This window comes from Devosia sp. J20-27 (genome assembly GCF_055808595.1).
Genome location: NZ_CM147875.1, coordinates 2,750,699 through 2,777,584, shown reverse-complemented (window position 1 = coordinate 2,777,584; position 26,886 = coordinate 2,750,699). Strand labels below are relative to the sequence as shown.

Below are 26,886 nucleotides of genomic sequence, written 5' to 3'. Positions count from 1 at the left end.
CCTCCCAACGATCACGTGGAGCGGATGCTCCTGCGAAAGATTCAGCCACAGGTCTCAGCCTCGATAACTGCGCCCGGATCTTATGTAATCGATTACATCGGAATGTCCCTCGGACCCTTGCAATCGATTGCATGCATTTCAGACATTCCTTGCACGCATGTCAAGTTCGATTTACATGTGTCCCGGGGCGACGACGGAGGGAGCGCTCCAGACTATGGTGACGACGAAGAAAAATCCGACAATTCAGGACGTTGCGCGTCACGCCGGCGTGTCTACCGCAACCGTCAGCCGGGTGTTGAGCAGCCCCGATCGCGTCTCCGAAGAAACGCGCGAACGCGTCACCATGGCCGTTCGCGAGACTGGCTACACCATCAATCAGGCGGCCCGGTCCCTGCGCATGCGCGCCGCGCGGACGATCCTCATCGCCCTTCCCGACATCGGCAATCCGTTCTACTCGACCATGCTCGATGCCGTCGTCGACGAAGCCGCGACGCGCGGCTATGGCCTGCTTGTCGCCAATCGCTTTGCCGGCAATGCCACGCAACTGCTCAACGACTACTTCCTCTCCAGCCGGGCCGACGGACTGCTGCTGTTTGACGGCGGCGTCGATACCTCCCTGCTCCAGGTGCTCGCCAATGCCCAGGGTCACGTGCCGCTGGTGGTCTCCTTTGACGAGATTCCCAAGCCCGACGTCGCAGCGGTCCTCATGGACAATGTCGAGGCCGCCGAGCGGGCGACCGAGTATCTGATCGGGCTGGGCCACACCCGGATCGGCCACATCATCGGCCCGTCTCGCGACGAGAAGCCCAATCCGCGCTTTATCGGCTTCAAGAACGCCATGCGCCGCGCCGGGCTGGAGGTACGGGCCGAGTGGTTGGTGCACGGCGCGTATTCGATGCCCAGCGGCTACGCTGCCGCCGACGCGTTCCTCCGTCTTGAGGAGCGCCCCACGGCGATCTTCTCGGCCAACGACGAAATGGCCATCGGATTGATCTCCCGATTCCACCAGCAAGGGGTCCAGGTGCCCGAGGATATCTCCGTGATGGGCTTTGACGACATCATGATCGCCGAGCACTATTCGCCGGCCCTGACCACCATGCGCCAGCCGCGCGAGCAGATCGGCCGGCTGGCCACCGAATCCCTGATCGACATCCTTGAAGGGGCCGCTGCACCCGGCGCGCCGCGGCGCATTACGCTGCGTTCGGATCTGATTGTGCGAGACAGCACCAGATCACTGCGCTGACAAGCGGCGCGACATAGGCTAAACGGTCCCCACGGCCTCGTAGCTCAGCGGATAGAGCAGTAGCCTTCTAAGCTATTGGTCGCAGGTTCGATTCCTGCCGAGGTCGCCAACCGCCGGTCCTGCCCAATATCCGCAGGCAAGCCAGCACCCCGCACTAGCTGACCATCTCGGCCACGAGCAAGGTGACCGCGCCGGCAGCACCCCAGCGTGTCGCCCGAAACACCTGCCGGTACGGTAGCTTGATGTAGAGCGTCCTGAACATGCCCGTCACGTCGGCCACCCAAGCAGCGGCAAATGTGAGCACAGTCAAGGCAACGACGAACGTAGCGAGAAGTAAAACAATCACCTGGCAACGCCTCCCGCGGTGAGGGCTAGCAACGTTCGGCAACAATGACAATCATTGGGTAAACTTATGATTGACAGCGCGCCGTCGCCGTCGCTTCGGCGCGAGAGGCCCGCCGCCTTGTCGCGGCATGCTTGAACGGATGGCGGTGATCAGCCGACAGTATGCAGCAATCGGCGCAGCGACGTCGTGAACCGGCTAGAAAAGGTCCAGTTGCATATGCGATGCCGGCGGCTTGGCCACGGGCTTCGGGCGCACCTTGGGCGCAATGGTCTTGACGATGTCGACGGCGACCAGCTCGGCCTTGGGCAATGGCTTGACCACGGCACGCGGCAAGCGCGCCGCCTTGGCGGTCTTTGCGGCAGGCGCCGCCCTCGCCTGCCCCGCCTGCTGCTCCATCCAGGCCAGCATCGGCCTGAACCGTTGCGGCTGCAGCGAATAGACGTTTTCCCGGCCCTGCTTGATCTCCTTGACCAGCCCCGCCTGTTTGAGCACGCGCAGATGCCGCGAGATCGCCGGCCGGCTGATCGCGAAGGCAGCGGTGAGCACATGCACCGGCATCGGCCGGTCCGTCAGCAATTCGATCACCCGGCAGCGGGTCGGGTCGGCAAGCGCGGAGAACTGTTTGGCGGGCGTCATCTGCTTCCCGTAGCGTGTTCGTTACGCGAGCAACACTCCCGATCGGCCCGATGCGAGTCAAGCTGCACCGGCCGCAAAAGCCGCGCGACACGCCGCGCATCCACAACCCTCTGCATCCCCTTCGCGGCAGCCGCCGGAGTCGCGCCTAGCGCATCCGTGGATGCGCGATCCGGTCCCCCGGCTGGAGCCCGATCTCCAGCGAGCGGCCACCGGGAATTTCCAGCACGAACTGCACCGGCACTTCCGACGAGATCGAGGTCGTGTCCAGCGGCTTGGCGTTGACATGCACGGTCTTGACCACCCCGTCGGGCGCCACAAAGATCATGTCGAGCGGGATCAGGGTGTTCTGCATCCAGAAGCTCGTCACCTGTTCGCGCTTGAAGTCGAACAGCATGCCGGCATTGGCGTCGAGCGATTGCCGGAACATCAGCCCCTTCTGCCGCCCCTCGGGCGTATCCACCAGTTCGATCGTGAACGGATAGTCCCCGGTCGAGGTGTGAATCACCAGCCGGTCGTCGCTGCTGCACGCCGCCAGCGGCACGAGGCCGAGGAGGACGGCAACGACAATGCCCAGGCCACGAACCAAGGCTGCAGAACGACCAAACAAGGCAAGCATTTGAACGGGTCCAAGACGACAACAACACGGGCCGCCACAAGACAAGTGCGGCGCCCCTTAGTCAATCGCAGGTTAAGGAATTTGCCTAGTGCGAGCTTGGCGCGTCGCCCCAGCCATCCGGCCGGATCTCGGCCACCATCAGACCCTTGGGCCCGTTGCCGTAACGCACCAGCACATACTGGCCGGGACGCAATTCGGTAATGCCGAAGCGACGCAGCGTCTCCATATGCACAAACACATCCGGAGCCCCTTCGCCCGCCGACAGGAAGCCGAAGCCGCGGATGCGGTTGAACCACTTGACCTCGAGCCGCTCCAGCTTGCTGGTCGGCTCTACCGTCACATGGGTGCGCGCTGCCGGCATCTGCGCCGGATGACGGGCCGTCGATTCGTCCATCGAGAGAATGCGGAAGGCCTGCAGGCCGCCTGGGCGGGCCAGCGCCTCGCAGACAACGCGGGCGCCTTCATAGGCAGTCTGGTAGCCGTCGCGGCGCAGGCAGGTGACATGCAGCAGCACATCGGGCCGCCCGTCATCGGGAATGATGAAGCCAAAGCCCTTGGCCACATCGAACCACTTGATCGCGCCAACCACCTCGATGACGTCCATGCCCGCATCGATATGTCCCGCATCGACCCCGGCACCACTGTCGGTGCCACTCTCGTATGCGCGAGCGGACTCGTCATCCTCGGCTGTGAACTTGGCCCCCATAGCCCTACGCCTTTTCGTACACTGTCCCCGCCGCTAAACGAGGTACGCCCACAAGACTGAAAGCACCTTGGCCGATTCACTTCCAAAAGTTAAGGAGTCGTTGCAATTTAGTTGTCGCTTTTGCACCCTGTTGAAATCTCGCCGCCACGGCGCGGGAATATCCATCTATCGGGCGACCGTTTCGTCACCCGGCAATCCCGTATGAAAGGCCTGTTATGAAGTATCTCCACACCATGGTGCGCGTCACCGACCTCGACGCCAGCCTGCGATTCTATCGCGACGCCGTCGGACTTGAAGAAGTCCGCCGCATCGAGAACGAGAAGGGCCGCTACACCTTGATCTTCCTCGCCCCTCCCGGCCAGCCCGACTGCCCGGTTGAACTCACCTACAACTGGGATCCCGAAGTCTATACCGGCGGCCGCAATTTCGGTCACCTCGCCTACGAAGTCGATGACATCTACGCCTTCTGCGAGAAGATGCAGAAGCTCGGCATCACCGTGAACCGCCCGCCGCGCGACGGCCACATGGCCTTTATCCGCTCGCCCGACAACATCTCGCTCGAGATCCTGCAGAAGGGCGACGCCCTGCCCCCCGCCGAGCCCTGGGCCTCCATGCCCAACACCGGCAGCTGGTAACCACCCGTTTACCAGTCGGGTTAGTCTGCCCTTAGCCTCCCCGGCGCTATTTTCCCGCCTGTTGCAGGGCGGGCATTGCCTTGCACAGCAGGGCGTGCAGTCGCGCCGGGGAAGTGACAATGAAGAAAATGCTCGTGGCGCTCGGCGCTGCGCTCATGCTGAGCGGCTGCCTGCCCTTTGCCATGTTCGCGTCGTCCGGCAGCAAGGATTATCGCGGCCTCAAGCAGAGCTTTGGCACCTACGTCACCTCCAGCAAGGTCAACGCCTTCTGCCTCACGCCCAAGCTGCGCTTCGCCATCTGGGAGTTCGAGGGCCACTTCGGCAAGAAGATCGTCATGAACTCCGGCTACCGCGACCCGTTCCACAATGCCAGCGTCGGCGGCACCGACAACTCCTATCACATGAAGTGCATGGCCGCCGATTTCTACATCCCCGGCGTCGACAAGCGGAAGCTGATCGCCTTCGCCAAGCGAACCAGCGCTGTCGGTGGACTCGGCTGCTATCCGGGCCGCAATTTCATCCACATCGATGTCCGCGCCCGGCCGCGGGGCTGGAACAAGCCCGTCACATTCTCTGGCTGTTAAGCGTCAAAACCCCCTTGCATCGTCGGCGAAGCACCCCTATACGGACCACGCGCTTAGCGCCCTTCGTCTATCGGTTAGGACGGCACCCTTTCACGGTGCAGAGAGGGGTTCGACTCCCCTAGGGCGCGCCACCTTCCCTCGCTCATCGAGAGCGGCTAGGTTGCGCACATTGAAGAGCTTGATCCGCGCCCATCGTCTAGCGGTCAGGACACCGCCCTCTCACGGCGGGAACAGGGGTTCGATTCCCCTTGGGCGCGCCAACTTCCCCCCTCTTGCCAGTGCCTACACCACACCTTGCGGGCACATTTCCTTTTTGATGTGCAGCATCCTCGAAATAGCCCTAGGTCGCATTTCGCATTGGCGCTCCATCCCACTACGGTAGCGCCCTACTCGAGGAGGAGCACACCATGGCCGATACCGGCACGACCACTTCAGCGTCCGGCATTCCGGCGGCAGCACGTCTCGCGGGCCTGCCACCCGGCGTCGCCACCACCGATCGCATCGCCTGGATCAAGCTCTCGCTCATCCTGCTGCCGCTGAAAAACCCGATCAGTGACGCCAAGGTGCTCACCGGGCGGCAGAAGCCGCTCACCGAAGTGGCCATGCTCTTTGCCGAGATCGAAAGCGAGCGCGGCCACAAGGGCATCGGCTTTTCCTATTCCAAGCGTGCCGGCGGCTACGGCCTTTATGCCCATGCCAGGGAGATCGCCCCCAGCCTGATCGGGGAGGACCCCAACGATATCGCGCGCCTCTGGGACAAGCTGATCTGGGCCGGCGCCTCGGTCGGCCGCAGCGGCCTCGCCACCCAGGCCATCGCCGCCTTCGATGTCGCCCTCTGGGACATGAAGGCCAAGCGCGCCGACCTGCCCTTGGCCAAGCTGCTCGGCGCCCGGCGGGATTCGGTCCGCTGCTACAACACTTCGGGCGGCTTTCTCTCCACCCCCACCGACGAGCTGCTGGCCAATTGCGAAGCCTCCATCGAAGCCGGTATCGGCGGCATCAAGATCAAGGTCGGCCAGCCCGACCCGATGGCCGACCTCGCCCGCCTCGACGCCGTCCGCAAGGCGGTGGACGGCCGTGTCGCCCTGATGGTCGACGCCAACCAGCAATGGGACCGTCCCACCGCCGAACGCGTCGGCCGGGCCATGGAGGAGTTCAACCTCGTCTGGATCGAGGAGCCGCTCGATGCCTATGACGTCGAGGGTCACGCCCGCCTCGCCGCCCAGCTGATCACCCCCATCGCCTCGGGCGAGATGCTGACCAGCGTCGCGGAACATCTGTCGCTGATCGAGCACCGGTCCGTCGATTTCATCCAGCCCGATGCGCCGCGCGTCGGCGGCATCACCCAGTTCCTCAAGATCGCCACCATCGCCGAGCAGAACTATCTCAACATGGCGCCGCACTTCGCCATGGAGATCCACCTCCACCTCGCCGCCGCCTATGCCCATGACAGCTGGGTCGAACATTTCGACTGGCTCGACCCGCTGTTCAACGAACATCTCGAGATCAGGGACGGCCGCATGATCGTTTCCGACCGCCCCGGCCTCGGCTTCACCATCAGCGACCAGGCCCGCGCCTGGACCGTCGACAGCTGCGAAACTGGCAAGCGGAAATAGCTGCATGGGCTGGCGGCACTGTCGCCGGCTCGGCCCGGCCATGTGACCGTGAAGCGGTTTGCGTTCGGCGTCCGCTGTTCGCCTCTGCGGGACCAGCGGCCGGCTGGCCCGGACGCCATTTGACGTACGTACCGCACCTAAATGCTAACATGTTAGTGCTTGCGCAAACGTTTGCTACGGTTTAGCTTTCCCGCGACGTGATGGCCAGACGCGACCAAGCTCAGCCACGCGTCCAGGTTTTTGGAGGAGGACAATCCCATGAATAGACGCAGTTTTCTGATGTCTTCGGTCGCACTGACGGTTATGGCCGCTGCTGCGCCCGCTGCTTTCGCGCAGGACAAGCTCACCATCCTCGGCTCGGTGCCGAGCCTGGGCTTCCCGTTCTTTGTGCACATGCTCAACCAGATCAAGGCCGAGGCCGAGGCATCGGGCGTCAATCTCATCGAGAGCGATGGCCAGAACTCTGCGCCCAAGCAGACGGCCGATATCGAGGCGGCCATCGTGCAGAAGGTCAATGCCATCGTCATCTCGCCGCTCGACGTCAACGCCCTGGCGCCGGCGATCGAGCAGGCCGTTCAGGCCGGCATCCCGGTCGTCACCATCGACCGCCGCGTTGACGGCGTCGAAGGCATTCTCGCCCATGTCGGCGCCGACAACGTCAAGGGCGGCGAAGCCGAGGCACAGGCTCTGGTCGATGCCTTCCCCAATGGCGCCAAGATCTTCCACCTGCAGGGCCAGCCCGGCGCCGGCCCGGCCATCGACCGCAACAAGGGCGTGCACAACGTCCTCGACGGCATGGCGGACAAGTACCAGATCATCTTCGAGCAGACGGCCAACTTCGCCCGTGATCAGGGCCTGTCGGTCACCGAGGCCGGCCTCGCCGCCAACGGCAAGCCTGATGCCATCATCTGCGCCAATGACGACATGGCCCTCGGCGCCGTGGAAGCCTGTGCTGCCCGCGGCTTCACCGACGTCAAGATCTACGGCTTCGACGCCCTGCCCGAAGCTCTGGTCGCCGTCCGCGACGGCAAGCTGGCCGGCACCGTCGAGCAGTTCCCCGGCGAACAGTCGCGTACCGCCGTCAAGATCGCCGTCGCCTACGCCACCGACAAGACCGAGCCAGCCGAAAAGCTGGTGCTGCTCACGCCCATCGTGATCGGTCAGGACAACCTGGACAAGGCCGAGCGTCTCGGCGAAGCCCAGTAAGTCGCCTCCCGCTGGTCGGGGTGTCGCCGCGGTCTGTGCAAGCAGACCGCGGTTGATGCCCCGGTCAGGCGTCGTCTCGAATTCGGAGGGGCCGATGGCTGCGACAGCCACCGTCAATCAACCTACGCCGGCACTGCTCGAAGTGTCCGGCATTTCCAAACATTTTTCCGGCGTCACCGCCCTCGACGATGTCTCGCTCGATGTCCGGGCAGGAGAGATCCTCGGCCTGCTCGGCGAGAACGGCGCCGGCAAGTCGACGCTGCTCAAGATCCTCTCGGGCGCCCAGCCGCCCTCGAGCGGCCGCATCACCTTTGCGGGCGCGCCCTATCGGCCATCGAGCCCGGACGCCGCCAAGCGCGCCGGCATCGTCACCATCTATCAGGAACTCAGCCTGATCCCGACGCTCTCGATCGCCGAGAACATCTTCATTGGCCGTGCCCCCACCGGCGCTTTCGGCCTCATCGACTGGCGCAAGATGCATGAGGAAGCCGCAACGATCATCGCCCGCGTCGGCCTCACCATTTCGCCCGACACCCCGGTCTCGGCGTTGTCGGTGGCCGAACAGCAACTGGTCGAGATCGCCCGCGCGCTCTCTCTCAAGAGCCGCCTCATCATCATGGACGAGCCCACCTCGGCGCTTACCGAAACCGAAGTCCGGCAACTGCTCTCGATCATGGACAACCTGCGCAGCGACGGCGTCGCAGTCATGTTCGTGACGCACCGCCTCGAGGAGGCCTCCACCATCTGCGATCGCATGACCGTGCTGCGCGATGGCCGGCTGGCCGGGCACCTGCATCGCGAGGGTGGCCCCATCGCCATCCCGCAGATCATCGAAAAGATGGTCGGCCGTGCTGCCTCCGAACTCTACGAACGCCCAGCTCACGCTGAAGCGCCCGGTGACGTGCGCCTCAGCGTACGCGGCCTCCGCACCACGCGGGACCCCGACGCCCCCCACGCCATCGTGCTCGACGGCGTCGATCTCGACCTCAAGGCCGGCGAAATCCTCGGCGTGGCCGGTCTCGTCGGCTCCGGCCGCACCGAACTGGCACGCGCCATCTTCGGCGCTGATCGCATTGCCGCCGGCACCGTCACCCTCGACGGCGAGGCGATCCATCCCGCTTCGCCCGCCGACGCCATCGCCCTGGGCATCGGGCTGGTGCCCGAGGATCGCAAGCACCAGGCCATCTTTGCCATGCTGGGCATCCTGCAGAACTTTTCCGTCGCCGCGCTGGGCACCTATTCCAACCGCTTGGGACTGATGAACGAGGGCAAGGAGCGCGCCGCGCTCGCCGACTACAAGGCACTGCTCTCGATCCGCATGGCCTCGCCAGAACAGCCGATCGAAGGGCTGTCGGGCGGCAACCAGCAGAAGGTCATCCTGGCGCGCTGGCTGGCCCGCAATCCAAAGGTGCTGATCGTCGATGAGCCGACACGCGGCGTCGATGTCGGCGCCAAGTCCGAGGTACACCAGATCCTCGTCCAGCTTGCCGCCCGCGGCATTGCCGTGATGGTGATCTCGTCCGAACTGCCCGAAGTGCTTGCGGTCAGCGACCGCATTGTCACCATGCGCCAGGGCCGGATCACCGGCGAAATGTCCGGCAGCGATGCCACCGAAGAAAAACTCATGGCGCTCATGGCGCTCGATCAGCGGCGGGGAGACGCCTGATGACCACCACCACTGAAACCGCCGCCCGTCGCGGCCCCAACATCTTCCGTATCCTCAAGCAGTTCGGGCCCCTTCTCTTCCTGATCGTGCTGATGGCGGTGTTCACCGCGCTCAAGCCGAGCTTCATCGACCCGATCAATGTCTTCAACATCCTGCGCCAGATCTCGATCACTGGCCTGATCGCGCTCGGCATGACCTTCGTCATCCTCACCGCCGGCATCGATCTGAGCGTCGGCTCGCTGCTCGCGCTCTGCGGCATGTCCGCCGCCATTGTCGCCAAGGGCGGTGCCGCCAGCACGCTCTCGCTCTCGGCCTCGGAAGGTGCCGGCCTCGGCTGGTTCGCCGCCCTGCTCACCGCCCTTGCCGTCGGCAGCATCGCCGGCGGCGTGCAGGGCATGGCCATCACCCGCCTCAAGGTGCCGCCCTTCGTCGTCACCCTGGGTGGCCTCACCATCTTCCGCGGCATGACCCTGACGCTGTCGAACGGCGGTCCGATCTCCGGCTTCGATGCCGATTTCCGCTGGTTCGGCACCGGGCTGATCGGACCGGTTCCGGTCCCGGTCGTCATCTTTGCCGTCGCCGCCCTGCTCTGTCACATCGTGCTGCGCTATACGCGCTACGGCCGCGCCGTCTATGCCGTCGGCGGCAATGCCGAGGCCGCCCGGCTCTCCGGCCTGCGCGTCGATCGTATCCTGATCTCGGTCTATGTGATCGTCGGTTTCTTCGCCGGCCTCGCCTCCTTCGTTCTGGCCGCCCGCCTCAATTCGGCCGAGGCCGTCGCGGGCATGGGCTACGAGCTCACCGTCATCTCGGCCGTGGTCATCGGCGGCACCTCGCTGTTCGGCGGCATCGGCAGCGTCGGCGGCACCGTCGTCGGCGCCGCGCTGATCGGCGTGCTGCAGAACGGCCTGCAGTTCAACAATGTCTCGTCCTATACGCAGTCGATTGTCATCGGCCTCATCCTGATCGTCGCCGTGGCCTTCGACCGCTGGCTCAAGTCGCGTGCCCGCTCATGATCGAAGGCTGACAGTCAGGCAGAAATGGTCACCATCAAGGACGTTGCGAGACGGGCCAATGTCTCGTTCACCACCGTCTCGCACGTCATCAACAACTCCCGGCCGGTGAGCGCCGAAGCCGCCGGCCGGGTCAACGCCGCCATCGCCGATCTCGGCTATTTCCCGTCCGGCGTCGCCCGTGCGCTGCAGTCCAAGCGCACCCGCACCATCGGCATGATCGTCACCACCACCTCCAACCCGTTCTTCGGCGAGGTCATACGCGGCGTCGAGCGGGCCGCCTTCGAGACCGGCTATACGCTCATGATCTGCAACACCGACGACGTGGCCCAGCATCTCGTCGCCTACATGCGGATGTTGTTCACCAAGCGCGTCGACGCCGTCGTGGTCATGACCACCAATGCCAGCCCCGAGTTCTTCCGCCGGCTCGGCCAGATCAAGCGCGTGCCGGTCGTCGCCATCGACGCCCCGGCCGGCACCGTTCCCTCGGTTTTCACCGACGATTCCACCGGCGGCGGCGAACAGGTCGCACATTTCCTTGTCGACAAGGGTTTTGAGCGGATCGCCATCGTCTCTGGTCCCGAAAGCCACCCGCGCATGGCCGACCGGCTCGCCGGCTTCGGCAAGGCCCTCAAGACCTACGGCCGCCAGCTCACGCCCCGCATGGTCGTACGCACCGACCTCACCATGAACGGCGGCCTCGCCGCCGCCCGTCAGCTGCTCGCCCGCCCCCTGGCCGAGCGCCCCGACGCCGTCTTTGCCCTCAGCGACGTGCTCGCCATCGGCCTGATGCACGGCCTGCACGAGGGCGGCCTGAAAATCCCCGAGGACGTCTCCGTCGTCGGCTACGACGACATCGAGATGGCCGCCCACACCTTCCCGCCGCTGACCACCGTGCGCCAGCCCGCCGCCGATATCGGTGCCGCCGCCGTGCGCGCCGTCATCGACTACCTCGACCGCGCCGTGCCGCTGCCCACCAGCGTCATGCTCGAATCACACCTCATCCTGCGTGGCTCGGTCCGGCCCTAGCCGGCGACCTTGGGCGTAATCTCCATCACAAAGCTCGCTGACGCCCGCGGCGACAGCATGATCGCCCCGTTGCGCGTCGCCAGATCATCGCCCGTGCCGGCAAACGGCGCCGTCCCCTGCCAGGGCTCGATGCAGAGATAGGGCGCGCCCGGCTTCTGCCAGATGCCCAGCTGCGGCAGGTTCTTGGCCACGATGTCCAGCCGCGACGGCCCGCCGGCAAAGCTCATCCGCGTACCGACGCCGTCGAGAAAGATCATCGCATCGTCCTCGAACATCGCCGCATCCGGCACCAGCCGCCCGTCGGCGAACGGCGTCGCCTGCGGCGTCTGCAGCAGCAGCTTGTCCGCATCGAGCCGGTAGCACCCCGAGGGCTGCGTCCCCTCGAGTTCCACGACATGCTCCGCCCCCGCCGCTCCCGGCAGCGGCCAGTTGAAAGCCGGATGAAACCCGAATTGCGCCGGCATCGGCCGGTCACCGCGATTGAACACCGTCGCCGTGATTTCCAGCGTCGGCCCGTTCAGCTCGTAGACCAGCATCAGCGCAAACTCGAACGGATAGGAAGCCCGCGTCACCTCGTTGGGACGCAGCACGAACACCACCTGCTCAGGCGTCTCCGACTGCACCGCAAATTCCTGCGTCCGGGCGAAGCCGTGCGGCTTCATCGGAAAGCTCTCGCCGTCGACGCTGACGCTGTCCTTCGGGCTGCGCCCCACGACCGGAAACAGCAGCGGCGACCGCCCCGTCCACCAGGCGGCATCCCCCTGCCAGAGCCACTCGGCGCCATCGGCCGTTTTGAGCGAGCGCATCTCGGCGCCAAGTTCCGACAGTTCGATCCGCAGGGCGTCGTTTTCGAGAATCTTCACAGTGGGCCATCACGTTGCATCAAGGAGACGACAGCTTTTCCGTTGCACCGCCGGCATGCAAGGGCAATCTCGGGAACTCCCCCCGCCGCCGCCTCTTTCAACACCGCGTGATTTGTCGCAAAGTCGTCACATCCGGTGCGTTGCTGCTGGAGTGATGTTCGAAACCCGGTGAACTTATGGGCGCCTATATCCTCAGACGCCTGCTGCTGATGATCCCGACTTTGTTCGGCATCATGGCCGTGTCGTTCGTCATCATCCAGTTCGCGCCGGGCGGCCCGGTGGAACAGTTCATCTCCGAACTCAATGGCCGCGGCAATCTTAGCGTCGCCATCACCGGCAACCAGTCCGGCGATCTCGCCGGACAGCAATCCGCCTCGCCCCAGGTCGGGCAGGAGGGCGGTGGCAGCTCTTATCGCGGCTCGCGTGGTCTCCCCCCCGAATTCATCGCCCAGATCGAAAAGCAGTTCGGCTTCGACAAGCCGCCGCTCGAGCGCTTCTTCGGCATGCTCTGGAACTACCTGCGCTTCGATTTCGGCGAGAGTTATTTCCGCGACATCTCGGTCATCGACCTGGTGCTCGAGAAAATGCCCGTCTCGATTACCCTGGGGCTGTGGATGACGCTCCTCTCCTACGGCATCTCGATCCCGCTCGGCATCGCCAAGGCGGTTTGCGACGGCAGCCGCTTCGACGTCTGGACGTCTTCGGTAATCATTGTCGGTTACGCCCTGCCCGGCTTCCTGTTCGCCATCCTGCTGATCGTCCTGTTCGCGGGCGGCAGCTTCTGGAACATCTTCCCGCTCCGCGGCCTGACCTCGGACAATTTCGCCACCCTCCCCTGGTATGGTCAGATCCTCGACTACCTCTGGCATATCACTCTGCCAGTCATCGCCATGGCCGTCGGCGCCTTCGCCACCACCACCCTGCTGACCAAGAACTCGTTCCTCGACGAGATCCGCAAGCAATACGTCGTCACGGCCCGGGCCAAGGGACTTTCCGAGCGACAGGTGCTCTACAGGCACGTCTTCCGCAACGCCATGCTGCTGTTGATCGCCAGCTTTCCCGCCGCCTTCATCGGTGCCTTTTTCGGCGGCTCGCTGCTCATCGAGACCATCTTCTCGCTCGATGGCCTTGGCTATCTCGGCTTTGAATCCGTCCTCCGGCGCGACTATCCGGTGGTCTTTGCCACCCTCTACATCTTCTCGCTCCTTGGCCTCGTGATCGGCCTCGTCTCCGACCTCATGTACATGTGGGTCGATCCCCGCATCGATTTCGAGAGCCGGGAGGTCTGATGTCGCTCGCCGACCCCGCCGCCTTACCCGCCTCCGCTACCTCGCGCCCGTCCCGGCTGTCGCCCATCAACCAGCGCCGCCTGGCGGCCTTCAGTGCCAACCGGCGCGCCGTCTGGTCACTGTGGATATTCGTCACCCTGTTTCTGCTGACGCTGGTCTGCGAACTGCTCGCCAACGACCGGCCGATCATGGCGTCCTACAAGGGCGAACTGCTCTTCCCGGTGGTGGTGAACTATCCCGAAAGCAAGTTCGGCGGTTTCCTTGCCGAAACCGTTTACCGCGATCCCTTCATCGCCGACGAGATCAACGCCAATGGCTGGATGCTCTGGCCCCCGGTGCGCTTCAACTATCGCACCGTCGACACGGCCCTGCCGACCGCCGCGCCCTCGCCGCCGTCCTGGACCATGGATGAGGCAACGCGCTGCGCCGACTACCCGGCGGGCGTGGACGATCCAGGCTGCAACATGGGCAACTACCACTGGCTGGGAAGCGACGATCAGGGCCGGGACGTGCTCGCCCGCGTGCTCTACGGCTTCCGCATTTCGGTGTTGTTCGGCCTGATCCTCACCGTCCTCTCGTCCGCCATTGGCATTCTTGCCGGCGCATTCCAGGGCTTTTTCGGGGGCTGGGTCGATCTTGTCGGCCAGCGACTGATCGAGATCTGGTCGTCCGTCCCCGCGCTCTACCTGCTGCTCATCGTCTCCAGTGTCATCGTCCCCAGCTTCTGGTCCCTGCTGATCATCCTGCTGCTGTTCTCCTGGGTGGCGCTGGTCGGCGTCGTCCGGGCGGAATTCCTCCGCGCCCGCAACTTCGAATACGTCGCCGCCGCCCGCGCCCTCGGAGTCTCGAACTGGACCATCATGGTTCGCCACCTGCTGCCCAACGCCATGGTCGCCACCGTCACCTTCATGCCCTTCATTCTCTCGGGATCGATCACCACCCTCACCTCGCTCGATTTCCTCGGCTACGGCCTGCCGGTCGGCTCGGCCTCGCTGGGCGAACTGCTCTCCCAGGGCAAGGAAAACCTGCAGGCGCCCTGGCTCGGCATCACCGGCTTCGTCGCCATCTCGCTGATCCTCACCCTCGTCGTCTTTGCCGGTGAGGGCGTCCGCGATGCCTTCGATCCCCGAAAGAGTTTCCGCTGATGGCCGACGCTCTTCTCTCCATTCGCGATCTGAAGGTCGATTTCCACGCCGGCGAGATCACGCTACCGGCCGTACGGGGTGTCTCCTTCGATATTGCCAAAGGCGAAACCGTGGCCCTGGTCGGCGAAAGCGGCTCGGGCAAATCGGTGACGGCCCTCTCGATCCTCAAGCTTCTGCCCTACCCCCAGGCCAGCCATCCGGGTGGCCAGATCCTCTTCAAGGGCACCGACCTGCTCAGCGCCCCTGCCACACATCTGCGTGGCGTCCGCGGCAATGCCATCTCGATGATCTTTCAGGAGCCGACCAGTTCGCTCAATCCGCTGCATCGCGTCGAGCGGCAGATCTCCGAGATTCTGACCTTGCACCGCGGGCTCTCGCGCACGGCGGCCAAGGCCCGCGCCATCGAGTTGCTCACCGAAGTCGGCATCCCCGACCCCGTCGAGAAGCTGCAGGCCTGGCCTCACCAGCTCTCCGGCGGTCAGCGGCAACGGGTCATGATCGCCATGGCGCTGGCCAACAATCCTGACCTCTTGATTGCCGACGAACCGACCACCGCCCTCGACGTCACCATTCAGGCCCAGATTCTGGAACTGCTCAGGTCGTTGCAGTCCAGGTACGGCATGGCGATCCTCTTCATCACCCATGACCTTGGCATCGTCCGCTCCATGGCCGCCACCACGCACGTCATGACCGGTGGCGAGATCGTCGAGAGCGGCCCGACCGAGACGCTCTTTGCCAATCCGCAGCACGCCTACACCAGGAAACTGCTGGCCGCCGAACCGCGCGGCGAGCCGCCCGCGTCGCTGCCCGGCGCGCCCCCCATGATGGAGGCCAAGGCACTCAAGGTCTGGTTTCCCATCCGTCGCGGCCTGCTGATGCGTACCAAAGGCCATTTCAAGGCGGTCGACGATATCGACGTCGTCATCCGGGAGGGCGAGACACTGGGCGTGGTGGGCGAGAGCGGCTCGGGCAAGACCACGCTGGGTCGCGCCTTGCTGCGCCTCATTTCCTCGAAGGGCGAGATCGCCTTTGTCGGCCGACCCGTCGAGGCCCTGTCCTGGAAAGCCCTGCGCCCCTTGCGCAAGGACATGCAGATCGTCTTTCAGGACCCCTTCGGCTCGCTCAGTCCGCGCATGGCCATCGGCGAAATCGTCGCCGAGGGGCTGGAGGTGTACCAGCCCGACCTGCCCCGGGCCGAAATCGACACGCGCGTGGAGCAGGCCCTGACCGAAGTCGGTCTCGATCCGGCCACCCGTTTCCGCTACCCGCACGAGTTTTCCGGCGGCCAACGCCAGCGTATCGCCATCGCCCGGGCCATGGCGCTCAAACCCAAGTTCGTCGTCCTCGACGAACCCACCTCGGCGCTCGACATGAGCGTTCAGGCCCAGGTGGTCGACCTGCTGCGCGACCTGCAGGCCAAATATGGTCTGTCCTACCTGTTCATCTCGCACGACCTCCGCGTCGTCCGGGCCCTGGCCAACGACATACTCGTCATGCGGGACGGCAAGGCCGTCGAGTACGGCCCCGCGAGGCAGATCTTCGAACAGCCGCGATCAGCCTACACCAAGGCATTGATGGCCGCTGCCTTCGAACTGCGCGCCCATGCCGGCGGCGATATCCGCCAGTAGAGCTCAATCGGAGCCGCGTCTCACCCTAACTTGAACACAAAGGCTGCCGACCCTCTCGACTTGCGGCTGGTCCGCCCTACACTGCCGCTAACCCTTTGGCACAAGGAAAGAACTAGAAAATGAAATCCTTCGCCCGCCTTGCTTTCGTCCTCGCCCTGGCGGTCACGCCCGCTCTCGCTCAGGACAGCACCGAGAAGGTCTGGCGCCACGGCACCTCGCTGATGGGCGACCTCAAGTATCCCGAGGGATTCGCCCATCTCGACTACGTCAATCCGGACGCGCCTAAGGGCGGCGTGGCGCGCCTGCCCGCCTTCGGCAGCTTCGACACCTTCAACCCTGTGCTCGACAAGGGCGAGGCGGCGCCGACCGGCCTCGTCTACGAGACGTTGCTCACCCACACGCTGGACGAGACCTCGACCGCTTACGCCCTCCTCGCCGAAGCCTTCAGCTACCCCGATGACTATTCCTCGGTGACGTACCGCATCGACCCCGCCGCAAAGTGGCAGGATGGCGAGCCGGTGACTGCCGACGATGTCGTCTGGTCGTTCGAAAAAGCCAAGGAACACAACAAGTTCCTGCAGAGCTACTATGCCAACGTCACCAGGGCGGAGGTCACCGGCGACCGTGAGGTGACCTTCACCTTCGACCAGGCCGGCAACAAGGAACTGCCGCTGATCGTCGGCGAGTACCCGATCCTGCCCCGGCACTGGTGGGAAGGCACCGACGCCAGCGGCAAGCAGCGTGACATTGCCGCCTCCACCCTGGAGCCGCCGATGGGGTCAGGCCCCTATGAACTGGCCTCGTTCAGTGCCGGCACCTCTCTCAGCTTCAAGCGCCGCGACGACTATTGGGGCAAGGACAAGCCGATCAATATCGGCACCGACAATTTTGACGAGATCCGCTACGAGTATTTCCGCGATCTCGATGTCGCCTTCGAAGCCTTCAAGGCCGACCAGTTCGACTACTGGAGCGAGAACCGTGCCGCCCGCTGGGCCACCGGCTACGACTTCCCCGCCGTCCAGCAGGGCAAGGTCCTGCGCGAGCGCTATCCCGGTCCCATGGCCGACAGCGGCGTCATGGTCGGCTTCATCTACAATCTGCGCCAGCCCAAGTTCGAGGATGTGAGGGTCCGCCAAGCCCTCAACTACGCCTTCGACTTCGAGCAGTTGCAGAAGACCCTGTTCTACGGCGAGTACGGCCGGGTGGACTCTTTCTACTATCGCACCGAGCTGGCCTCAAGCGGCCTGCCCGAGGGCGAGGAGCTGGAAATCCTTAACACTGTCAAAGACTTGGTTCCGCCAGAGATCTTCACGACGCCCTATGCCAATCCGGTTGGCGGCACCGAGAACCTGCGCAACAACCTTGCCGAGGCCAATCGCCTGCTCGAGGAGGCCGGCTACAAGCTCAACGGCAACACCCGCTTCATGCCCGATGGCCAGCCCTTCACCATCGAGATTCTGCTCGATGGCCCGACCATCGAGCCGATTGCCGAAAACCTCGTCACCAATCTCGGCCGCCTCGGCATCCAGGTCACCATCCGGTCCGCTGATTCCTCGCAGTTCGAGGAGCGGCTCAACAATCGCGATTTCGACATGGTCTATCAGGCCTGGGGCGAGACCCTCTCGCCAGGCAACGAGCAGCGCGATTTCTGGGGCTCGGTCGCCGCCGACACGCCCAACTCGCGCAACTACTCGGGGGTCAAGGATCCGGCGCTCGATGCTCTGATCGAAAAGGTGGTGTTCGCCGATGACCGCGAAACGCTCATCGCCGCCACCCGCGCCCTCGATCGCGTGCTGCTGGCCAAGCACGTCCTGATCCCGAGCTACGCCGCCGTCGATGAGCGCGTGGCGCACTGGGACCGCTTCAGCCGTCCCGACGAACTGCCCGCCTTCTCGGTCGGCTTCCCGACGGTTTGGTGGTGGGATGCGGCCAAGGCCGAAAAGACCGGGGCGCCCTGAGGCGCCCCGAACGTCTTACTCCGCTGCCCGGAAACCGGCGTGCGACGGATATTCCGTCGCACTCTCCCAGACCACCCGGTGGCGTCCGCTGTCATCGGGCACCAGGACTTCGCTCGAGCGGCCGGAATGGGCGGCAAACTGCGCCAGGTGCTTGGCCTCGGCCGCTGCCTGTTCGCGGCTGTCGAACGGGCCATGTGCCTTGCCTTCGATATCGACCCACCAGCTGTCGCCGCTCAATATGACGACATAAAGCGCGCGTGCCATCGCATCACCCAAATCAATAGTGTTCCGAATCCGTACCATTGTTCGTTTTCAGAAACAGGGTCAGAATGGGTTACGCACAGCTACATTGAAATCTGCGCATATCGCGTCGTTCAACTTGCGTTCATCAAGGTGGCGATACAGCGGCACCGGGGCAATGCGAACACATGGGGCAATCATGTCCACGTCCTTCTTCCTGAGCGGTGACCAGGTGATTTTCATCGCCAACGCCGATGGTGCCGACCTCCGCTACCGCGCCCACCACCACACCCTTCCGCCCGGAGTCCAGACCCCAGCCCGCCGCAACGACCGTAGCGATACCGTCTTCGTGGTTGACCACGGCACACTGGAATTCATGGTCGGCGGCGCCGTCGGCCACGTCTCCACCGGAGGCTTTGTCCGGGTCCCCCGCGGCGTCACCTTCGCCTATCGAAATGTCGGACCCGACGCCGCCCACATCCTCTCCCGTTGCCTGCCGCCCGTCAGAACCGCCTGCAGGGTCACTGTGGCGATCGACGCTGCCTGAAACGAAAGAGGCGCCCGAAGGCGCCTCAACTTGTTGATCAGGCAACCGCTTTTTGCGGCTTGAGGTCGGGCGGCACGATCTCTTCGAGAAGATCTGCGACCGCCTCGGCCCCTGGCCGGACCTGCTGCCCCTCGGTTCCGAGCCGGCGCACCGACACGGTGCCCTCCTCCGCCTCGCGCTTGCCGACGACGAACATCAGCGGCACCTTCTGCACCGAGTGCTCGCGCACCTTGTAGTTGATCTTCTCGTTACGGGCATCGAGTTCAGCCCGCACCCCTGCATCGCGCAACTGTTTGACCAACCTTTCGGCATAGGGGTCGGCCTCCGACACGATGGTCGCCACCACCACCTGCACCGGCGCCAGCCACATCGGCATCTTGCCGGCGTAGTTCTCGATCATCATGCCGATGAAGCGCTCCAGCGAGCCGAGGATCGCCCGGTGCAGCATCACCGCATATTTCCGCGATCCGTCCTCGGCGACATAGGTCGCCTCGAGCCGCTCGGGCAGCACATAGTCGAGCTGCAGCGTCCCCACCTGCCAGGATCGCCCGATGGCGTCCTTGAGGTGGAACTCCAGCTTCGGCGCGTAAAAGGCGCCTTCGCCCTCGGCGATCTCGAAATCATAACCGGTAGCCTTGAGCGCATCGCCCAAAGCCTTCTCGGCGGCGTCCCAGCGTTCGATGGTACCGCCATACTTCTCCGGTCGCGTCGCGAGCTTGATGACGACATTGTCGAAGCCCATGTGGCCGTAGACCGAATAGAGCAGATGCACGAAATGCTCGGTCTCGGCCTGTATCTGGTCCTCGCGACAGAAGATGTGTGCATCGTCCTGCGTCATCTGCCGCACGCGCATCAGCCCGTGCAGGGCCCCATGCGCCTCGTTGCGATGGCAACAGCCAAACTCCGCCATCCGGATCGGCAGATCGCGGTAGGACTTGATGCCCTGGTTGAAGATCTGGATATGGGCCGGACAGTTCATCGGCTTGAGGGCCATCAGTTCGCCCTCACCCTTCAGCACCGGACCTTCCTCCTCGGTGTTGGGGACTTCGTCAGGCACCACGAACATGTTCTCGCGGTACTTGCCCCAGTGCCCCGAGGCGATCCAGAATTTCGAGTTCATCAACTGCGGGGTCTTCACCTCGACATAGCCCGACCGGTCCAGACGGCGGCGGATATAGGCCTCCATCTGATTGTAGATGACATAGCCCTTCGGGTGCCAGAACACCGAGCCCTGCGCTTCTTCCTGCAGATGGAACAGGTCGAGTTCGCGTCCGATCTTGCGATGGTCGCGCTTCTCGGCCTCTTCGAGCATGTGGAGATACTCGTCGAGCTCCTTCTGGCTGGCGAAGGCCGTGCCATAGAGCCGGCTCAGCACCGGATTGTTGCTGTCGCCGCGCCAGTAGGCACCCGCCACCTTGGTCAGCTTGAAAGCGCTGCCAACATCCTTGGTCGTCCGCATGTGCGGACCACGGCAGAGGTCGAACCACTGGCCCTGCTTGTAGATCTTGATCGACTGGTCAGCCGGAATGGCATCGACGAGTTCCACCTTGAACTCCTCGCCCTTGGCCTTGAAGACCTTCTTGGTCTCCTCGCGGCTCCAGACTTCCTTGGTGAACGCAGCGCCACGCGCAACGATCTCGGCCATCTTCTTTTCGATGACGGGAAAGTCTTCCTCGCTGAACGGCTCGTCCCGCTTGAAGTCGTAGTAGAAGCCGTTCTCGATCACCGGGCCGATCGTCACCTGCGTGCCGGGCCAGAGTTCCTGCACGGCTTCCGCCAGGACGTGCGCGGCGTCATGCCGGATCAGCCCGAGACCATCGGCACTGTCGCGCATGACAAACTCGATCCGCCCGTCCGCTTCCAGCGGATCGGAGAGATCGCTCAGGACGCCGTTCCATTTTATGGCGACGGTCTTTTTGGCGAGGCTCGGGGAGATGCCCTCGACGATGGTGGTCCCGGTGGTGCCACGCGCATAGTCGCGTATTGCACCGTCGGGGAACGTCACCTTGATCGTCATTTTCATCTCCGAGAATAGGATTGCGACGTCGCGGAAATCGCGAAATCAGGGCGGTCTCTAGCATGGGACGGCAACCCATGTCATCCGACGCGTCGGCCCTGGAAGCCTGCTATTTCCAGCGCCCATAGCGCCACGGCAGGTACCAGTGGGCGTCGTCCGGCAGCCCATCAGGCACCGGATCGTAGCCATGCGTTCCCCCCGGTCGGCAGCGGGTGATCCGGGCCAGTCCCATCCAGCCGCCCGGCCAGAAGCCATGGGTCCAGATCGCATCCCGCGTGAACTCAGAGCAACTCGGCGCATGGCGGCACGTCCGCCCCATGAACATCGACAGGGAATATCTATAACCCTGGATCAGCCCGTAGCTGACGACGCGGAAGGGAAAGTCCACGACGTTCCAGAAGCCGCGCACGAACCGGTTCACTTCGGTGGGCTTTCCGCCTTGCGCAGGGCTTCGTCCACCGCCTCGAACACCAGCAGGGTCGACGTGTGGCGCGGCCGGTAGTCGCGCACCGGCTCCAGATATCTGAGGTCGCTCCACCTGCCCGCTGGCGGCGCACCTTCAGCCTTGAGCATGTCCGTCATCTGTCGCCGCAGGTCGCGAAATTCGGCCACCGACGTTCCGACGATGTGACTGGCGACGATGGCTGCCGAGGTCTGCCCGAGAGCGCAGGCCGAGATTTCGTGGCCGTATCCGACAATCATGCCGTCGCGCACCTTTATATCGACCTCGATCGACGACCCGCACACCCGGCTCACCTTGCGCGCACTCGCGTCCGCATCGGCCAGCCGCCCGGGGATTGGTTGATTTGCCGCGATTTCCAGAATGCGGTCGGAATAAAGATCGCTGAGGTCCATCTTTGACACAATTCTGTTTCTTGTCGCCGCTTCGCCAGAACTTATATAGTTCGCCCAGGCCGGACTGTCAGTGGGGCGACATTCGCTTCCAGGTGAAACTAAGTGACGCGGGCCAGCGTCTCTAATGCGTTCGACCGAGGAATCGTCATGGATGCTGTCATAAAGCCGGAGGCCCCGCAGGGCCGGAACGCGCCGACTGCCACTCGCCCTACCCATCAGGAAGCCATGGAGGCGGTGCGCACCCTCATCGCCTGGGCCGGCGACGATCCGAACCGCGAAGGACTGCTCGACACGCCGCATCGCGTCACCAAGGCCTTCGGCGAGTTCTTCGCCGGCTACGATCAGGATCCCAAGGATGTGCTCGAGCGCACGTTCAAGGAAGTGGGCGGCTACGACGATGTCGTTCTGGTCAAGGACATCCCGTTTTCCAGCCACTGCGAGCACCACATGGTGCCGTTCGTCGGCAGGGCTCACATCGCCTACCTGCCCCACGACGGCGTCGTCGGCCTGTCAAAGTTGGCGCGCCTTGTCGACGTCTTCGCGCGGCGTCTGCAGGTTCAGGAAAACCTCACGGCCCAGATCATCGATGCCATCAACGATCATCTGAACCCCCGCGGCGCTGCCGTGATGCTTGAGGCGGAACACATGTGCATGTCGATGCGCGGCGTCCGGGCACATGGTGCCGCCACCGTCACCCAGCGTTTCACAGGCGTCTTTGCCGAGGACCGGGCCGAGCAGGATCGCTTCTTTGCCATGGTTGGCAAGCGATAGCACCGCGAAGCGCCTAGCCTCTCCCGCCGCTGCACGTTAGAAGCAGTCCATGACCGCCAGATTTGCCGACCCCGCCACCTTGACCCACGCAGAGCTTGAAGAAGGCTCCGCGCTCGCACCCAGGTTTGATGCCAGTGGGCTGGTAACGGCCATTGCCGTCGAGCACGAGAGCAATCAGGTGCTGATGCTGGCGCACATGAACGCCGAAGCGCTCGAACTCACGCTCACCACCGGCTCGGCACACTACTTTTCCCGTTCCCGCAAAAAGATCTGGAAAAAGGGCGAAACGTCGGGCGAAATCCAGAAGGTCATCGAAGTCAGGGTCGACTGCGATCAGGATGCCATCCTGCTGATCGTCGAGCAGACGGGCCGCGGCGCGGCCTGTCACACCGGTCGGAAGTCCTGCTTTTATCGACGCATCGAAGACGGAACCCTCGTCGACACCGGCGAAGCGCGACTGTTCGATCCGAAGGACGTGTACAAGACCTAGACGTGTACAAGACCTAGTAGTGCGGCGGTGGCGGCTCGGGTGGCTGTGGCACGTCCGCGGCGACCTGGCTGAGTTGGTCGCCGAATTTGCCCAGTTGACGCCGCAGCGTCTCGATTTCCTTCCACAGGTCGATGATCGCGCCGTTGAGGTCCTCGATCGTCTGCTCCTGATGCGCCAGCCGTTCCTCCAGCGCCGTTATGCGATCCTCGTTCAATTCGGACGCCTCTCGAACAGTGAAACCAGAAACAGGCCGCTGAAAAAGCCGCCCAGATGCGCCTGCCAGGCGATCTGCACCTGCATGCCGGACAGCAGCGGCAAGAGCGGTACAGCGGCATTCAGGACGACCCATACGAGGATGAAGAATTGCGTCCGCGAGTCGGCGACGAGTTCCTGCAGCGTCGCCAGTTTGCGACCCAGCGGAACGATCTCGCCGGTTTCCGGGTGACGCGCGACGATCACTGGCTGAAACATGAAGCGCACCGCTGCACCCGTCAGGCCTGCGACGCCGCCTGATGCACCCAGCAGAACCTGCAGGGCCGGCAGCGTCGTCACGGCAAAGGCCAGGGCGCCGACGATGGACGCTGCGCCGAAAATGATCAGGGTCGGCAAGGCTCCGTACCGGCGCGCAACCGGCGTGGCAAAGATCGCCAGCCAGATCGTGTTGAAGATCACGTGCTCCCAGTTGGCATGCAGGAATGCGTGCGTGACGGGCGTCCAGATCAACGGCCACAAGCCCCCCTCGATGGCCGCCGGCTCAATGATCCTGAACGGCACGAAGGCGAACCAGATCAGCAGCGCCTCCTCGCCCGAGGGGTTAAGAACGACGCCACGCGCGAGGTGAATCGCCACCATCAGGCCGCAGAGCACAACCACCATGCCAGGCAGCATGAAGATGGGCTCGCGCCCACCGGGCCGCTGCATTTGTTCAGTTTTTTCCTGGTCGCTCACGTTCCGGCCCTTTTCCGGGCATCCTTAGCCCATTCCGCCAGCTTATCCACACTGTCCCCGCCCCGTTAACCTTAAGGATTGTTTAAAGGCGATTTTGTCGCGCCGTTTTGCGACTGTGTTTCCGGCGGCGGACGATCCCCTCGGGGACGTTTGCCTGGGTTTGGGAACAGGTCAGGCGAATGCAGAAAACGAGCACAAAGACGCTCTACGACTATTGGAATACCCTGCGTGGCTCGCGGTCAGCACCGGATCGCCGCGATATCGATCCAACTCGGATTCGTGGCGCCCTGGCCAATACCTTCATCCTCGAACTCAACGAAAACAACGCCTTCGATTTTCGTCTGGCAGGCTCGCATATCTGCGCCGCCTACGCCCGCGAACTGAAGGGGCGCTCGTTCACCAACCTATGGCATCAGCGCGACAGCGAAGCCATGGAGACGCTGGTACGGGCGGTGACGGAAGACCATGCCGTTGCCCTCGTGACGTTCCAGGGCAGCACCGCGATCCATACCAAGGTGCAGATGGAAACGATCCTCCTGCCCGTCCGTCATAACGGCAGCACCAATACACGCCTGCTGGGCGCCATGACTGCAATCGAGGAGCCCTATTGGTTTGGCGTGCAGCCGCTCATGGAACAACGCATAACCGGTCTGCGACTCATCTGGCCGGACGACAGTTCGGTTGGTGACCTGGGCCGCGACGTTGCCGCGACCATTCCGCGTGATGTGGTTTACGCCAATGGCGGAGCAGAAGCGCCGATACCCATGCAGGCAACCGTGTTTGGCCGGTCGGCCCGTCGCTACGCGCATCTGGCCGTGATTGACGGCGGCCGTACATAGTTAGGACTTTAGTCCATCCGTCGCCCCAAATCTTACATTCGGTTAACCAAAACTGTTTAGCGTAGCCCTGTCAGTTCATTGACTGGGCCCGCACATCTTATGATCACCGACGATCCCGCCTCAGAGCGCCTTGCACCGCCGCGCAGCTTTGCACCATCCGCGCGCTTTCAGCGCGTCAAGATTTCGGTGCTTGGCCGCTACATGCTGCAGGACCGCCGTGAGTTCCCCTGTCAGGTGCTCGAGATGTCTCCGGGCGATGCGGCCGTGGTAGTTCCGATCGCTGGACAGATCGGTGAGAAGGTTATCGCCTATATCGATCACGTTGGCCGCATTGAAGGCAGCGTCGTCGCCCACATCGATGGCGGCTTCATGATGGACATCGTCGCCAGCCCGCGCAAACGCGACAAGATGGCTGCCCAGCTCACCTGGCTGGCCAACAAGGACACGCTCAACCTGCCGGAAGACCGCCGGCACGAGCGGGTTGTTCCCGACAATCGCCATTCGACGGTCGTGCTTGATGATGGTCGCCGCTACAACTGCAAGATCATCGATATTTCCCTTTCGGGTGCAGCCATCGAACTTGCGGTCCGCCCGGCCATGGGGACACCGGTGACTCTGGGCCGAATGCGCGCCCGCGTCATTCGGCACTTCCAGGACGGCGTTGCCGTGGAGTTCGCCTCCTCGCAGGAAATGCTCAACGTCGTTCAGCAGAACCTGCGCCTCAACTAGGCCTCCAAACTCCCAAAGCTGACAGGCTCCATGCGACTGCGGCATGCTTAACCGACCTTCACCGGAACCGATAAGACACGCATAAAATCTAGCTCTTAGTTTTGGCAACGGGGCAATCCGGCCCCGTCATCTTCAAGCCCAACAGGGGGCTCCAGAAGATGCCAAGCAAGATCAACTTTGTTTCGACCGTCGCGGCCATCGCAATCGCAGCACTTTTTTCCGGCGCACCGGCCTTTGCTGCCTCCGTCGATCTGACAAATCCTGCCTTTGCCCAGACCGCCGGTCCGACCAGTATCCCGATCGGCCACTCCGAGTTCTGCAAGATCCACCGTTCGGAATGCGGTGCATTCAAGCGCGTCGTCGAGGTCGAGGAGCTCACCGAGTCCAATTGGCGCAAGCTTGTGGCGGTGAACGACCGGATGAACCGCGAGATCGTGCCGGTCAGTGACCTCGACCTTTACCAGGTCGACGAGTACTGGACTTACCCCCAGGGCTACGGGGATTGCGAGGACATCACCCTGGCAAAGCGGCGCGAACTGATCGCTGAAGGCTTTGATCCCAGCACACTGTTGATTTCGGTGGTTCGCCAGCCCAATGGCGAGGGACACGCAGTCCTGATGGTGCGAACCGATCGCGGTGATCTCGTGCTCGACAATCAGGACGGCATGGTGCGCCTCTGGACGGAAACGCCCTATCAGTTCCTCAAGCGGCAGAGCCAGGCCAATGCCGGCCAGTGGGTGGACATCATCGACAACCGTGTCGTCACCGTCGCCCAGCGCTAGCCATCACTGATGGAATCAAGAAGGCCGGCCTCCCGGGAGGCCGGCCTTCTGATTCATGCCCTTTGGCGGAAGTCAGCCGAAGATGGCGAAATAAGTGCTCATCACCAGAAGTCCGGTGATGAAGCTCCAGCCAAACCCGAGAAATGCCGAGAGCAACGCCGAACTGACTGTGATCGTGCCCCCTACTTCCTGGCGCCAGCCCATCTGCAGGATGATGTACGGTCCACAAATAAAGCTGACGGCCAGCAGACCGAACGTGCGCAACAGCGTCGCGCCATCGTAGCGCAGCGCCGCTGTTTCCCGGGACAACCACTGGTAGAGATGCGTCCCCGCTCCGGCCACGGACATGCCGACGGCCATGATCATTCCGGCCAGTAGAAATTCTCTCAACATACGCCCTACCCCAGCATGGCCGCCCTGGCTGGCGACCGCAATTAACTCTTCGTTAATCATATGCGGCGCCCTATCGGCTGTCACGTCGTCTCGGCA

General features: G+C 63.6%; 30 protein-coding genes and 3 tRNA genes. 21 read left to right on the top strand and 12 right to left on the bottom strand.

Annotated elements, in window-relative coordinates:
- The first annotated feature begins 157 nt into the window (after positions 1-157).
- Complete coding sequence (locus AC0L4C_RS13765; RefSeq protein ID WP_473400218.1) at positions 158-1,243, top strand: LacI family DNA-binding transcriptional regulator; 1,086 nt, start codon at positions 158-160, stop codon at positions 1,241-1,243.
- Between the two features lie 33 nt (positions 1,244-1,276).
- Positions 1,277-1,352, top strand: a tRNA-Arg gene (locus tag AC0L4C_RS13760).
- A gap of 45 nt (positions 1,353-1,397) precedes the next feature.
- Here the strand turns inward: AC0L4C_RS13760 and AC0L4C_RS13755 are convergent.
- The 4 genes from AC0L4C_RS13755 to AC0L4C_RS13740 all read right to left on the bottom strand — a co-directional run bounded on the left by AC0L4C_RS13755 (position 1,398) and on the right by AC0L4C_RS13740 (position 3,547).
- The gene (locus AC0L4C_RS13755; protein WP_473400217.1) at positions 1,398-1,589 is read right to left on the bottom strand and encodes a hypothetical protein; all 192 of its coding nucleotides are present in this window, start codon (positions 1,587-1,589) and stop codon (positions 1,398-1,400) included.
- A gap of 195 nt (positions 1,590-1,784) precedes the next feature.
- Positions 1,785-2,225: an ArsR/SmtB family transcription factor gene (locus tag AC0L4C_RS13750; RefSeq protein WP_473400215.1), complete on the bottom strand. Its 441-nt coding sequence runs from the start codon at positions 2,223-2,225 to the stop codon at positions 1,785-1,787.
- Positions 2,226-2,370: 145 nt separating this feature from the next.
- Positions 2,371-2,841, bottom strand: coding sequence for a DUF192 domain-containing protein (locus AC0L4C_RS13745; RefSeq protein WP_473400214.1), 471 nt, complete (start codon positions 2,839-2,841; stop codon positions 2,371-2,373).
- An 85-nt stretch (positions 2,842-2,926) separates the two neighbouring features.
- Entirely contained in the window at positions 2,927-3,547 is a 621-nt protein-coding gene (locus tag AC0L4C_RS13740; RefSeq protein WP_473400213.1) for a cold-shock protein, read from the bottom strand.
- A 215-nt stretch (positions 3,548-3,762) separates the two neighbouring features.
- Here AC0L4C_RS13740 and AC0L4C_RS13735 point away from each other — a divergent pair, with 215 nt between their 5' ends.
- From AC0L4C_RS13735 to AC0L4C_RS13695, 9 genes are all read left to right on the top strand, one after another.
- Entirely contained in the window at positions 3,763-4,182 is a 420-nt protein-coding gene (locus AC0L4C_RS13735; protein ID WP_473400211.1) for a VOC family protein, read from the top strand.
- 119 nt (positions 4,183-4,301) lie between these two features.
- Positions 4,302-4,766: a D-Ala-D-Ala carboxypeptidase family metallohydrolase gene (locus tag AC0L4C_RS13730; RefSeq protein WP_473400210.1), complete on the top strand. Its 465-nt coding sequence runs from the start codon at positions 4,302-4,304 to the stop codon at positions 4,764-4,766.
- Positions 4,767-4,822: 56 nt separating this feature from the next.
- Positions 4,823-4,897 (top strand) — tRNA-Glu (locus AC0L4C_RS13725).
- Between the two features lie 54 nt (positions 4,898-4,951).
- Positions 4,952-5,026, top strand: a tRNA-Glu gene (locus tag AC0L4C_RS13720).
- 147 nt (positions 5,027-5,173) lie between these two features.
- Complete coding sequence (locus AC0L4C_RS13715) at positions 5,174-6,382, top strand: L-talarate/galactarate dehydratase (RefSeq protein ID WP_473400209.1); 1,209 nt, start codon at positions 5,174-5,176, stop codon at positions 6,380-6,382.
- 258 nt (positions 6,383-6,640) lie between these two features.
- The gene (locus tag AC0L4C_RS13710) at positions 6,641-7,588 is read left to right on the top strand and encodes a substrate-binding domain-containing protein (protein ID WP_473400208.1); all 948 of its coding nucleotides are present in this window, start codon (positions 6,641-6,643) and stop codon (positions 7,586-7,588) included.
- A gap of 94 nt (positions 7,589-7,682) precedes the next feature.
- Positions 7,683-9,254, top strand: coding sequence for a sugar ABC transporter ATP-binding protein (locus AC0L4C_RS13705; RefSeq protein WP_473400207.1), 1,572 nt, complete (start codon positions 7,683-7,685; stop codon positions 9,252-9,254).
- A complete protein-coding gene (locus AC0L4C_RS13700) occupies positions 9,254-10,270 on the top strand; it encodes an ABC transporter permease (protein ID WP_473400206.1) in 1,017 nt (338 codons plus the stop codon). Before AC0L4C_RS13705 ends, AC0L4C_RS13700 begins: the two co-directional genes overlap by 1 nt.
- Positions 10,271-10,294: 24 nt before the next feature.
- Complete coding sequence (locus AC0L4C_RS13695) at positions 10,295-11,296, top strand: LacI family DNA-binding transcriptional regulator (protein ID WP_473400205.1); 1,002 nt, start codon at positions 10,295-10,297, stop codon at positions 11,294-11,296.
- On the opposite strand, the gene AC0L4C_RS13690 is transcribed toward AC0L4C_RS13695, so the two are convergent.
- Positions 11,293-12,159, bottom strand: a complete 867-nt coding sequence (locus tag AC0L4C_RS13690; RefSeq protein WP_473400204.1) for an aldose 1-epimerase family protein — start codon at positions 12,157-12,159, stop codon at positions 11,293-11,295. The genes AC0L4C_RS13695 and AC0L4C_RS13690 overlap by 4 nt on opposite strands.
- A gap of 176 nt (positions 12,160-12,335) precedes the next feature.
- Between AC0L4C_RS13690 and AC0L4C_RS13685 the strand changes: the two genes are divergently transcribed.
- The 4 genes from AC0L4C_RS13685 (at position 12,336) to AC0L4C_RS13670 (ending at position 18,179) form a co-directional block, all read left to right on the top strand.
- The gene (locus tag AC0L4C_RS13685) at positions 12,336-13,448 is read left to right on the top strand and encodes a microcin C ABC transporter permease YejB (protein WP_473400203.1); all 1,113 of its coding nucleotides are present in this window, start codon (positions 12,336-12,338) and stop codon (positions 13,446-13,448) included.
- A complete protein-coding gene (locus AC0L4C_RS13680; RefSeq protein WP_473400202.1) occupies positions 13,448-14,593 on the top strand; it encodes an ABC transporter permease in 1,146 nt (381 codons plus the stop codon). Before AC0L4C_RS13685 ends, AC0L4C_RS13680 begins: the two co-directional genes overlap by 1 nt.
- Positions 14,593-16,221, top strand: coding sequence for an ABC transporter ATP-binding protein (locus tag AC0L4C_RS13675; protein WP_473400201.1), 1,629 nt, complete (start codon positions 14,593-14,595; stop codon positions 16,219-16,221). The genes AC0L4C_RS13680 and AC0L4C_RS13675 overlap by 1 nt, the downstream gene beginning before the upstream one ends.
- A 119-nt stretch (positions 16,222-16,340) precedes the next feature.
- The gene (locus AC0L4C_RS13670) at positions 16,341-18,179 is read left to right on the top strand and encodes an extracellular solute-binding protein (protein WP_473400200.1); all 1,839 of its coding nucleotides are present in this window, start codon (positions 16,341-16,343) and stop codon (positions 18,177-18,179) included.
- A gap of 15 nt (positions 18,180-18,194) precedes the next feature.
- Here AC0L4C_RS13670 and AC0L4C_RS13665 read toward each other — a convergent pair whose 3' ends face one another.
- The gene (locus tag AC0L4C_RS13665; protein ID WP_473400199.1) at positions 18,195-18,443 is read right to left on the bottom strand and encodes a hypothetical protein; all 249 of its coding nucleotides are present in this window, start codon (positions 18,441-18,443) and stop codon (positions 18,195-18,197) included.
- Between the two features lie 175 nt (positions 18,444-18,618).
- Between AC0L4C_RS13665 and AC0L4C_RS13660 the strand changes: the two genes are divergently transcribed.
- A complete protein-coding gene (locus tag AC0L4C_RS13660; RefSeq protein WP_473400198.1) occupies positions 18,619-18,966 on the top strand; it encodes a cupin domain-containing protein in 348 nt (115 codons plus the stop codon).
- A gap of 37 nt (positions 18,967-19,003) precedes the next feature.
- Here the strand turns inward: AC0L4C_RS13660 and thrS are convergent, their stop codons facing one another.
- The 3 genes from thrS to AC0L4C_RS13645 all read right to left on the bottom strand — a co-directional run bounded on the left by thrS (position 19,004) and on the right by AC0L4C_RS13645 (position 21,838).
- On the bottom strand, positions 19,004-20,983 hold the full coding sequence (gene thrS / locus AC0L4C_RS13655) for a threonine--tRNA ligase (RefSeq protein WP_473400197.1): 1,980 nt from the start codon (positions 20,981-20,983) through the stop codon (positions 19,004-19,006).
- A gap of 109 nt (positions 20,984-21,092) precedes the next feature.
- The gene (gene yidD, locus AC0L4C_RS13650; protein ID WP_473400196.1) at positions 21,093-21,404 is read right to left on the bottom strand and encodes a membrane protein insertion efficiency factor YidD; all 312 of its coding nucleotides are present in this window, start codon (positions 21,402-21,404) and stop codon (positions 21,093-21,095) included.
- Entirely contained in the window at positions 21,401-21,838 is a 438-nt protein-coding gene (locus AC0L4C_RS13645; protein ID WP_473400195.1) for an iron-sulfur cluster assembly scaffold protein, read from the bottom strand. The genes yidD and AC0L4C_RS13645 overlap by 4 nt, the downstream gene beginning before the upstream one ends.
- Before the next feature lie 147 nt (positions 21,839-21,985).
- Between AC0L4C_RS13645 and folE the strand changes: the two genes are divergently transcribed.
- Both folE and hisI read left to right on the top strand, forming a co-directional pair.
- Positions 21,986-22,609, top strand: a complete 624-nt coding sequence (folE, locus tag AC0L4C_RS13640) for a GTP cyclohydrolase I FolE (protein ID WP_473400194.1) — start codon at positions 21,986-21,988, stop codon at positions 22,607-22,609.
- 49 nt (positions 22,610-22,658) lie between these two features.
- The gene (gene hisI, locus AC0L4C_RS13635) at positions 22,659-23,099 is read left to right on the top strand and encodes a phosphoribosyl-AMP cyclohydrolase (protein ID WP_473400193.1); all 441 of its coding nucleotides are present in this window, start codon (positions 22,659-22,661) and stop codon (positions 23,097-23,099) included.
- Positions 23,100-23,112: 13 nt separating this feature from the next.
- Here hisI and AC0L4C_RS13630 read toward each other — a convergent pair whose 3' ends face one another.
- A complete protein-coding gene (locus AC0L4C_RS13630; RefSeq protein ID WP_473400191.1) occupies positions 23,113-23,313 on the bottom strand; it encodes a SlyX family protein in 201 nt (66 codons plus the stop codon).
- Entirely contained in the window at positions 23,310-24,047 is a 738-nt protein-coding gene (locus AC0L4C_RS13625) for a rhomboid family intramembrane serine protease (RefSeq protein WP_473400190.1), read from the bottom strand. The genes AC0L4C_RS13630 and AC0L4C_RS13625 overlap by 4 nt, the downstream gene beginning before the upstream one ends.
- Positions 24,048-24,226: 179 nt before the next feature.
- Here AC0L4C_RS13625 and AC0L4C_RS13620 point away from each other — a divergent pair, with 179 nt between their 5' ends.
- The 3 genes from AC0L4C_RS13620 to AC0L4C_RS13610 all read left to right on the top strand — a co-directional run bounded on the left by AC0L4C_RS13620 (position 24,227) and on the right by AC0L4C_RS13610 (position 26,397).
- On the top strand, positions 24,227-24,886 hold the full coding sequence (locus tag AC0L4C_RS13620) for a PAS domain-containing protein (protein WP_473400189.1): 660 nt from the start codon (positions 24,227-24,229) through the stop codon (positions 24,884-24,886).
- A gap of 99 nt (positions 24,887-24,985) precedes the next feature.
- Positions 24,986-25,615 (top strand): PilZ domain-containing protein, encoded by a 630-nt coding sequence (locus AC0L4C_RS13615; protein ID WP_473400188.1) that lies wholly within the window; start codon positions 24,986-24,988, stop codon positions 25,613-25,615.
- 158 nt (positions 25,616-25,773) lie between these two features.
- Positions 25,774-26,397, top strand: a complete 624-nt coding sequence (locus AC0L4C_RS13610) for a transglutaminase-like cysteine peptidase (protein ID WP_473400187.1) — start codon at positions 25,774-25,776, stop codon at positions 26,395-26,397.
- Positions 26,398-26,469: 72 nt separating this feature from the next.
- Here the strand turns inward: AC0L4C_RS13610 and AC0L4C_RS13605 are convergent, their stop codons facing one another.
- Positions 26,470-26,850: a DUF6949 family protein gene (locus AC0L4C_RS13605; protein ID WP_473400186.1), complete on the bottom strand. Its 381-nt coding sequence runs from the start codon at positions 26,848-26,850 to the stop codon at positions 26,470-26,472.
- Between the last annotated feature and the right edge of the window lie 36 nt (positions 26,851-26,886).

Coding starts and splice junctions, on each gene's coding strand:
- AC0L4C_RS13765 (WP_473400218.1), top strand. CDS start 158: ATGTCAAGTTCGATTTACATGTGTCCCGGGGCGACGACGGAGGGAGCG.
- AC0L4C_RS13750 (WP_473400215.1), bottom strand. CDS start 2,225: ATGACGCCCGCCAAACAGTTCTCCGCGCTTGCCGACCCGACCCGCTGC.
- AC0L4C_RS13745 (WP_473400214.1), bottom strand. CDS start 2,841: ATGCTTGCCTTGTTTGGTCGTTCTGCAGCCTTGGTTCGTGGCCTGGGC.
- AC0L4C_RS13740 (WP_473400213.1), bottom strand. CDS start 3,547: ATGGGGGCCAAGTTCACAGCCGAGGATGACGAGTCCGCTCGCGCATAC.
- AC0L4C_RS13735 (WP_473400211.1), top strand. CDS start 3,763: ATGAAGTATCTCCACACCATGGTGCGCGTCACCGACCTCGACGCCAGC.
- AC0L4C_RS13730 (WP_473400210.1), top strand. CDS start 4,302: ATGAAGAAAATGCTCGTGGCGCTCGGCGCTGCGCTCATGCTGAGCGGC.
- AC0L4C_RS13715 (WP_473400209.1), top strand. CDS start 5,174: ATGGCCGATACCGGCACGACCACTTCAGCGTCCGGCATTCCGGCGGCA.
- AC0L4C_RS13710 (WP_473400208.1), top strand. CDS start 6,641: ATGAATAGACGCAGTTTTCTGATGTCTTCGGTCGCACTGACGGTTATG.
- AC0L4C_RS13705 (WP_473400207.1), top strand. CDS start 7,683: ATGGCTGCGACAGCCACCGTCAATCAACCTACGCCGGCACTGCTCGAA.
- AC0L4C_RS13700 (WP_473400206.1), top strand. CDS start 9,254: ATGACCACCACCACTGAAACCGCCGCCCGTCGCGGCCCCAACATCTTC.
- AC0L4C_RS13695 (WP_473400205.1), top strand. CDS start 10,295: ATGGTCACCATCAAGGACGTTGCGAGACGGGCCAATGTCTCGTTCACC.
- AC0L4C_RS13685 (WP_473400203.1), top strand. CDS start 12,336: ATGGGCGCCTATATCCTCAGACGCCTGCTGCTGATGATCCCGACTTTG.
- AC0L4C_RS13680 (WP_473400202.1), top strand. CDS start 13,448: ATGTCGCTCGCCGACCCCGCCGCCTTACCCGCCTCCGCTACCTCGCGC.
- AC0L4C_RS13675 (WP_473400201.1), top strand. CDS start 14,593: ATGGCCGACGCTCTTCTCTCCATTCGCGATCTGAAGGTCGATTTCCAC.
- AC0L4C_RS13670 (WP_473400200.1), top strand. CDS start 16,341: ATGAAATCCTTCGCCCGCCTTGCTTTCGTCCTCGCCCTGGCGGTCACG.
- AC0L4C_RS13665 (WP_473400199.1), bottom strand. CDS start 18,443: ATGGCACGCGCGCTTTATGTCGTCATATTGAGCGGCGACAGCTGGTGG.
- AC0L4C_RS13660 (WP_473400198.1), top strand. CDS start 18,619: ATGTCCACGTCCTTCTTCCTGAGCGGTGACCAGGTGATTTTCATCGCC.
- thrS (WP_473400197.1), bottom strand. CDS start 20,983: ATGACGATCAAGGTGACGTTCCCCGACGGTGCAATACGCGACTATGCG.
- AC0L4C_RS13645 (WP_473400195.1), bottom strand. CDS start 21,838: ATGGACCTCAGCGATCTTTATTCCGACCGCATTCTGGAAATCGCGGCA.
- folE (WP_473400194.1), top strand. CDS start 21,986: ATGGATGCTGTCATAAAGCCGGAGGCCCCGCAGGGCCGGAACGCGCCG.
- hisI (WP_473400193.1), top strand. CDS start 22,659: ATGACCGCCAGATTTGCCGACCCCGCCACCTTGACCCACGCAGAGCTT.
- AC0L4C_RS13620 (WP_473400189.1), top strand. CDS start 24,227: ATGCAGAAAACGAGCACAAAGACGCTCTACGACTATTGGAATACCCTG.
- AC0L4C_RS13615 (WP_473400188.1), top strand. CDS start 24,986: ATGATCACCGACGATCCCGCCTCAGAGCGCCTTGCACCGCCGCGCAGC.
- AC0L4C_RS13610 (WP_473400187.1), top strand. CDS start 25,774: ATGCCAAGCAAGATCAACTTTGTTTCGACCGTCGCGGCCATCGCAATC.
- AC0L4C_RS13605 (WP_473400186.1), bottom strand. CDS start 26,850: ATGATTAACGAAGAGTTAATTGCGGTCGCCAGCCAGGGCGGCCATGCT.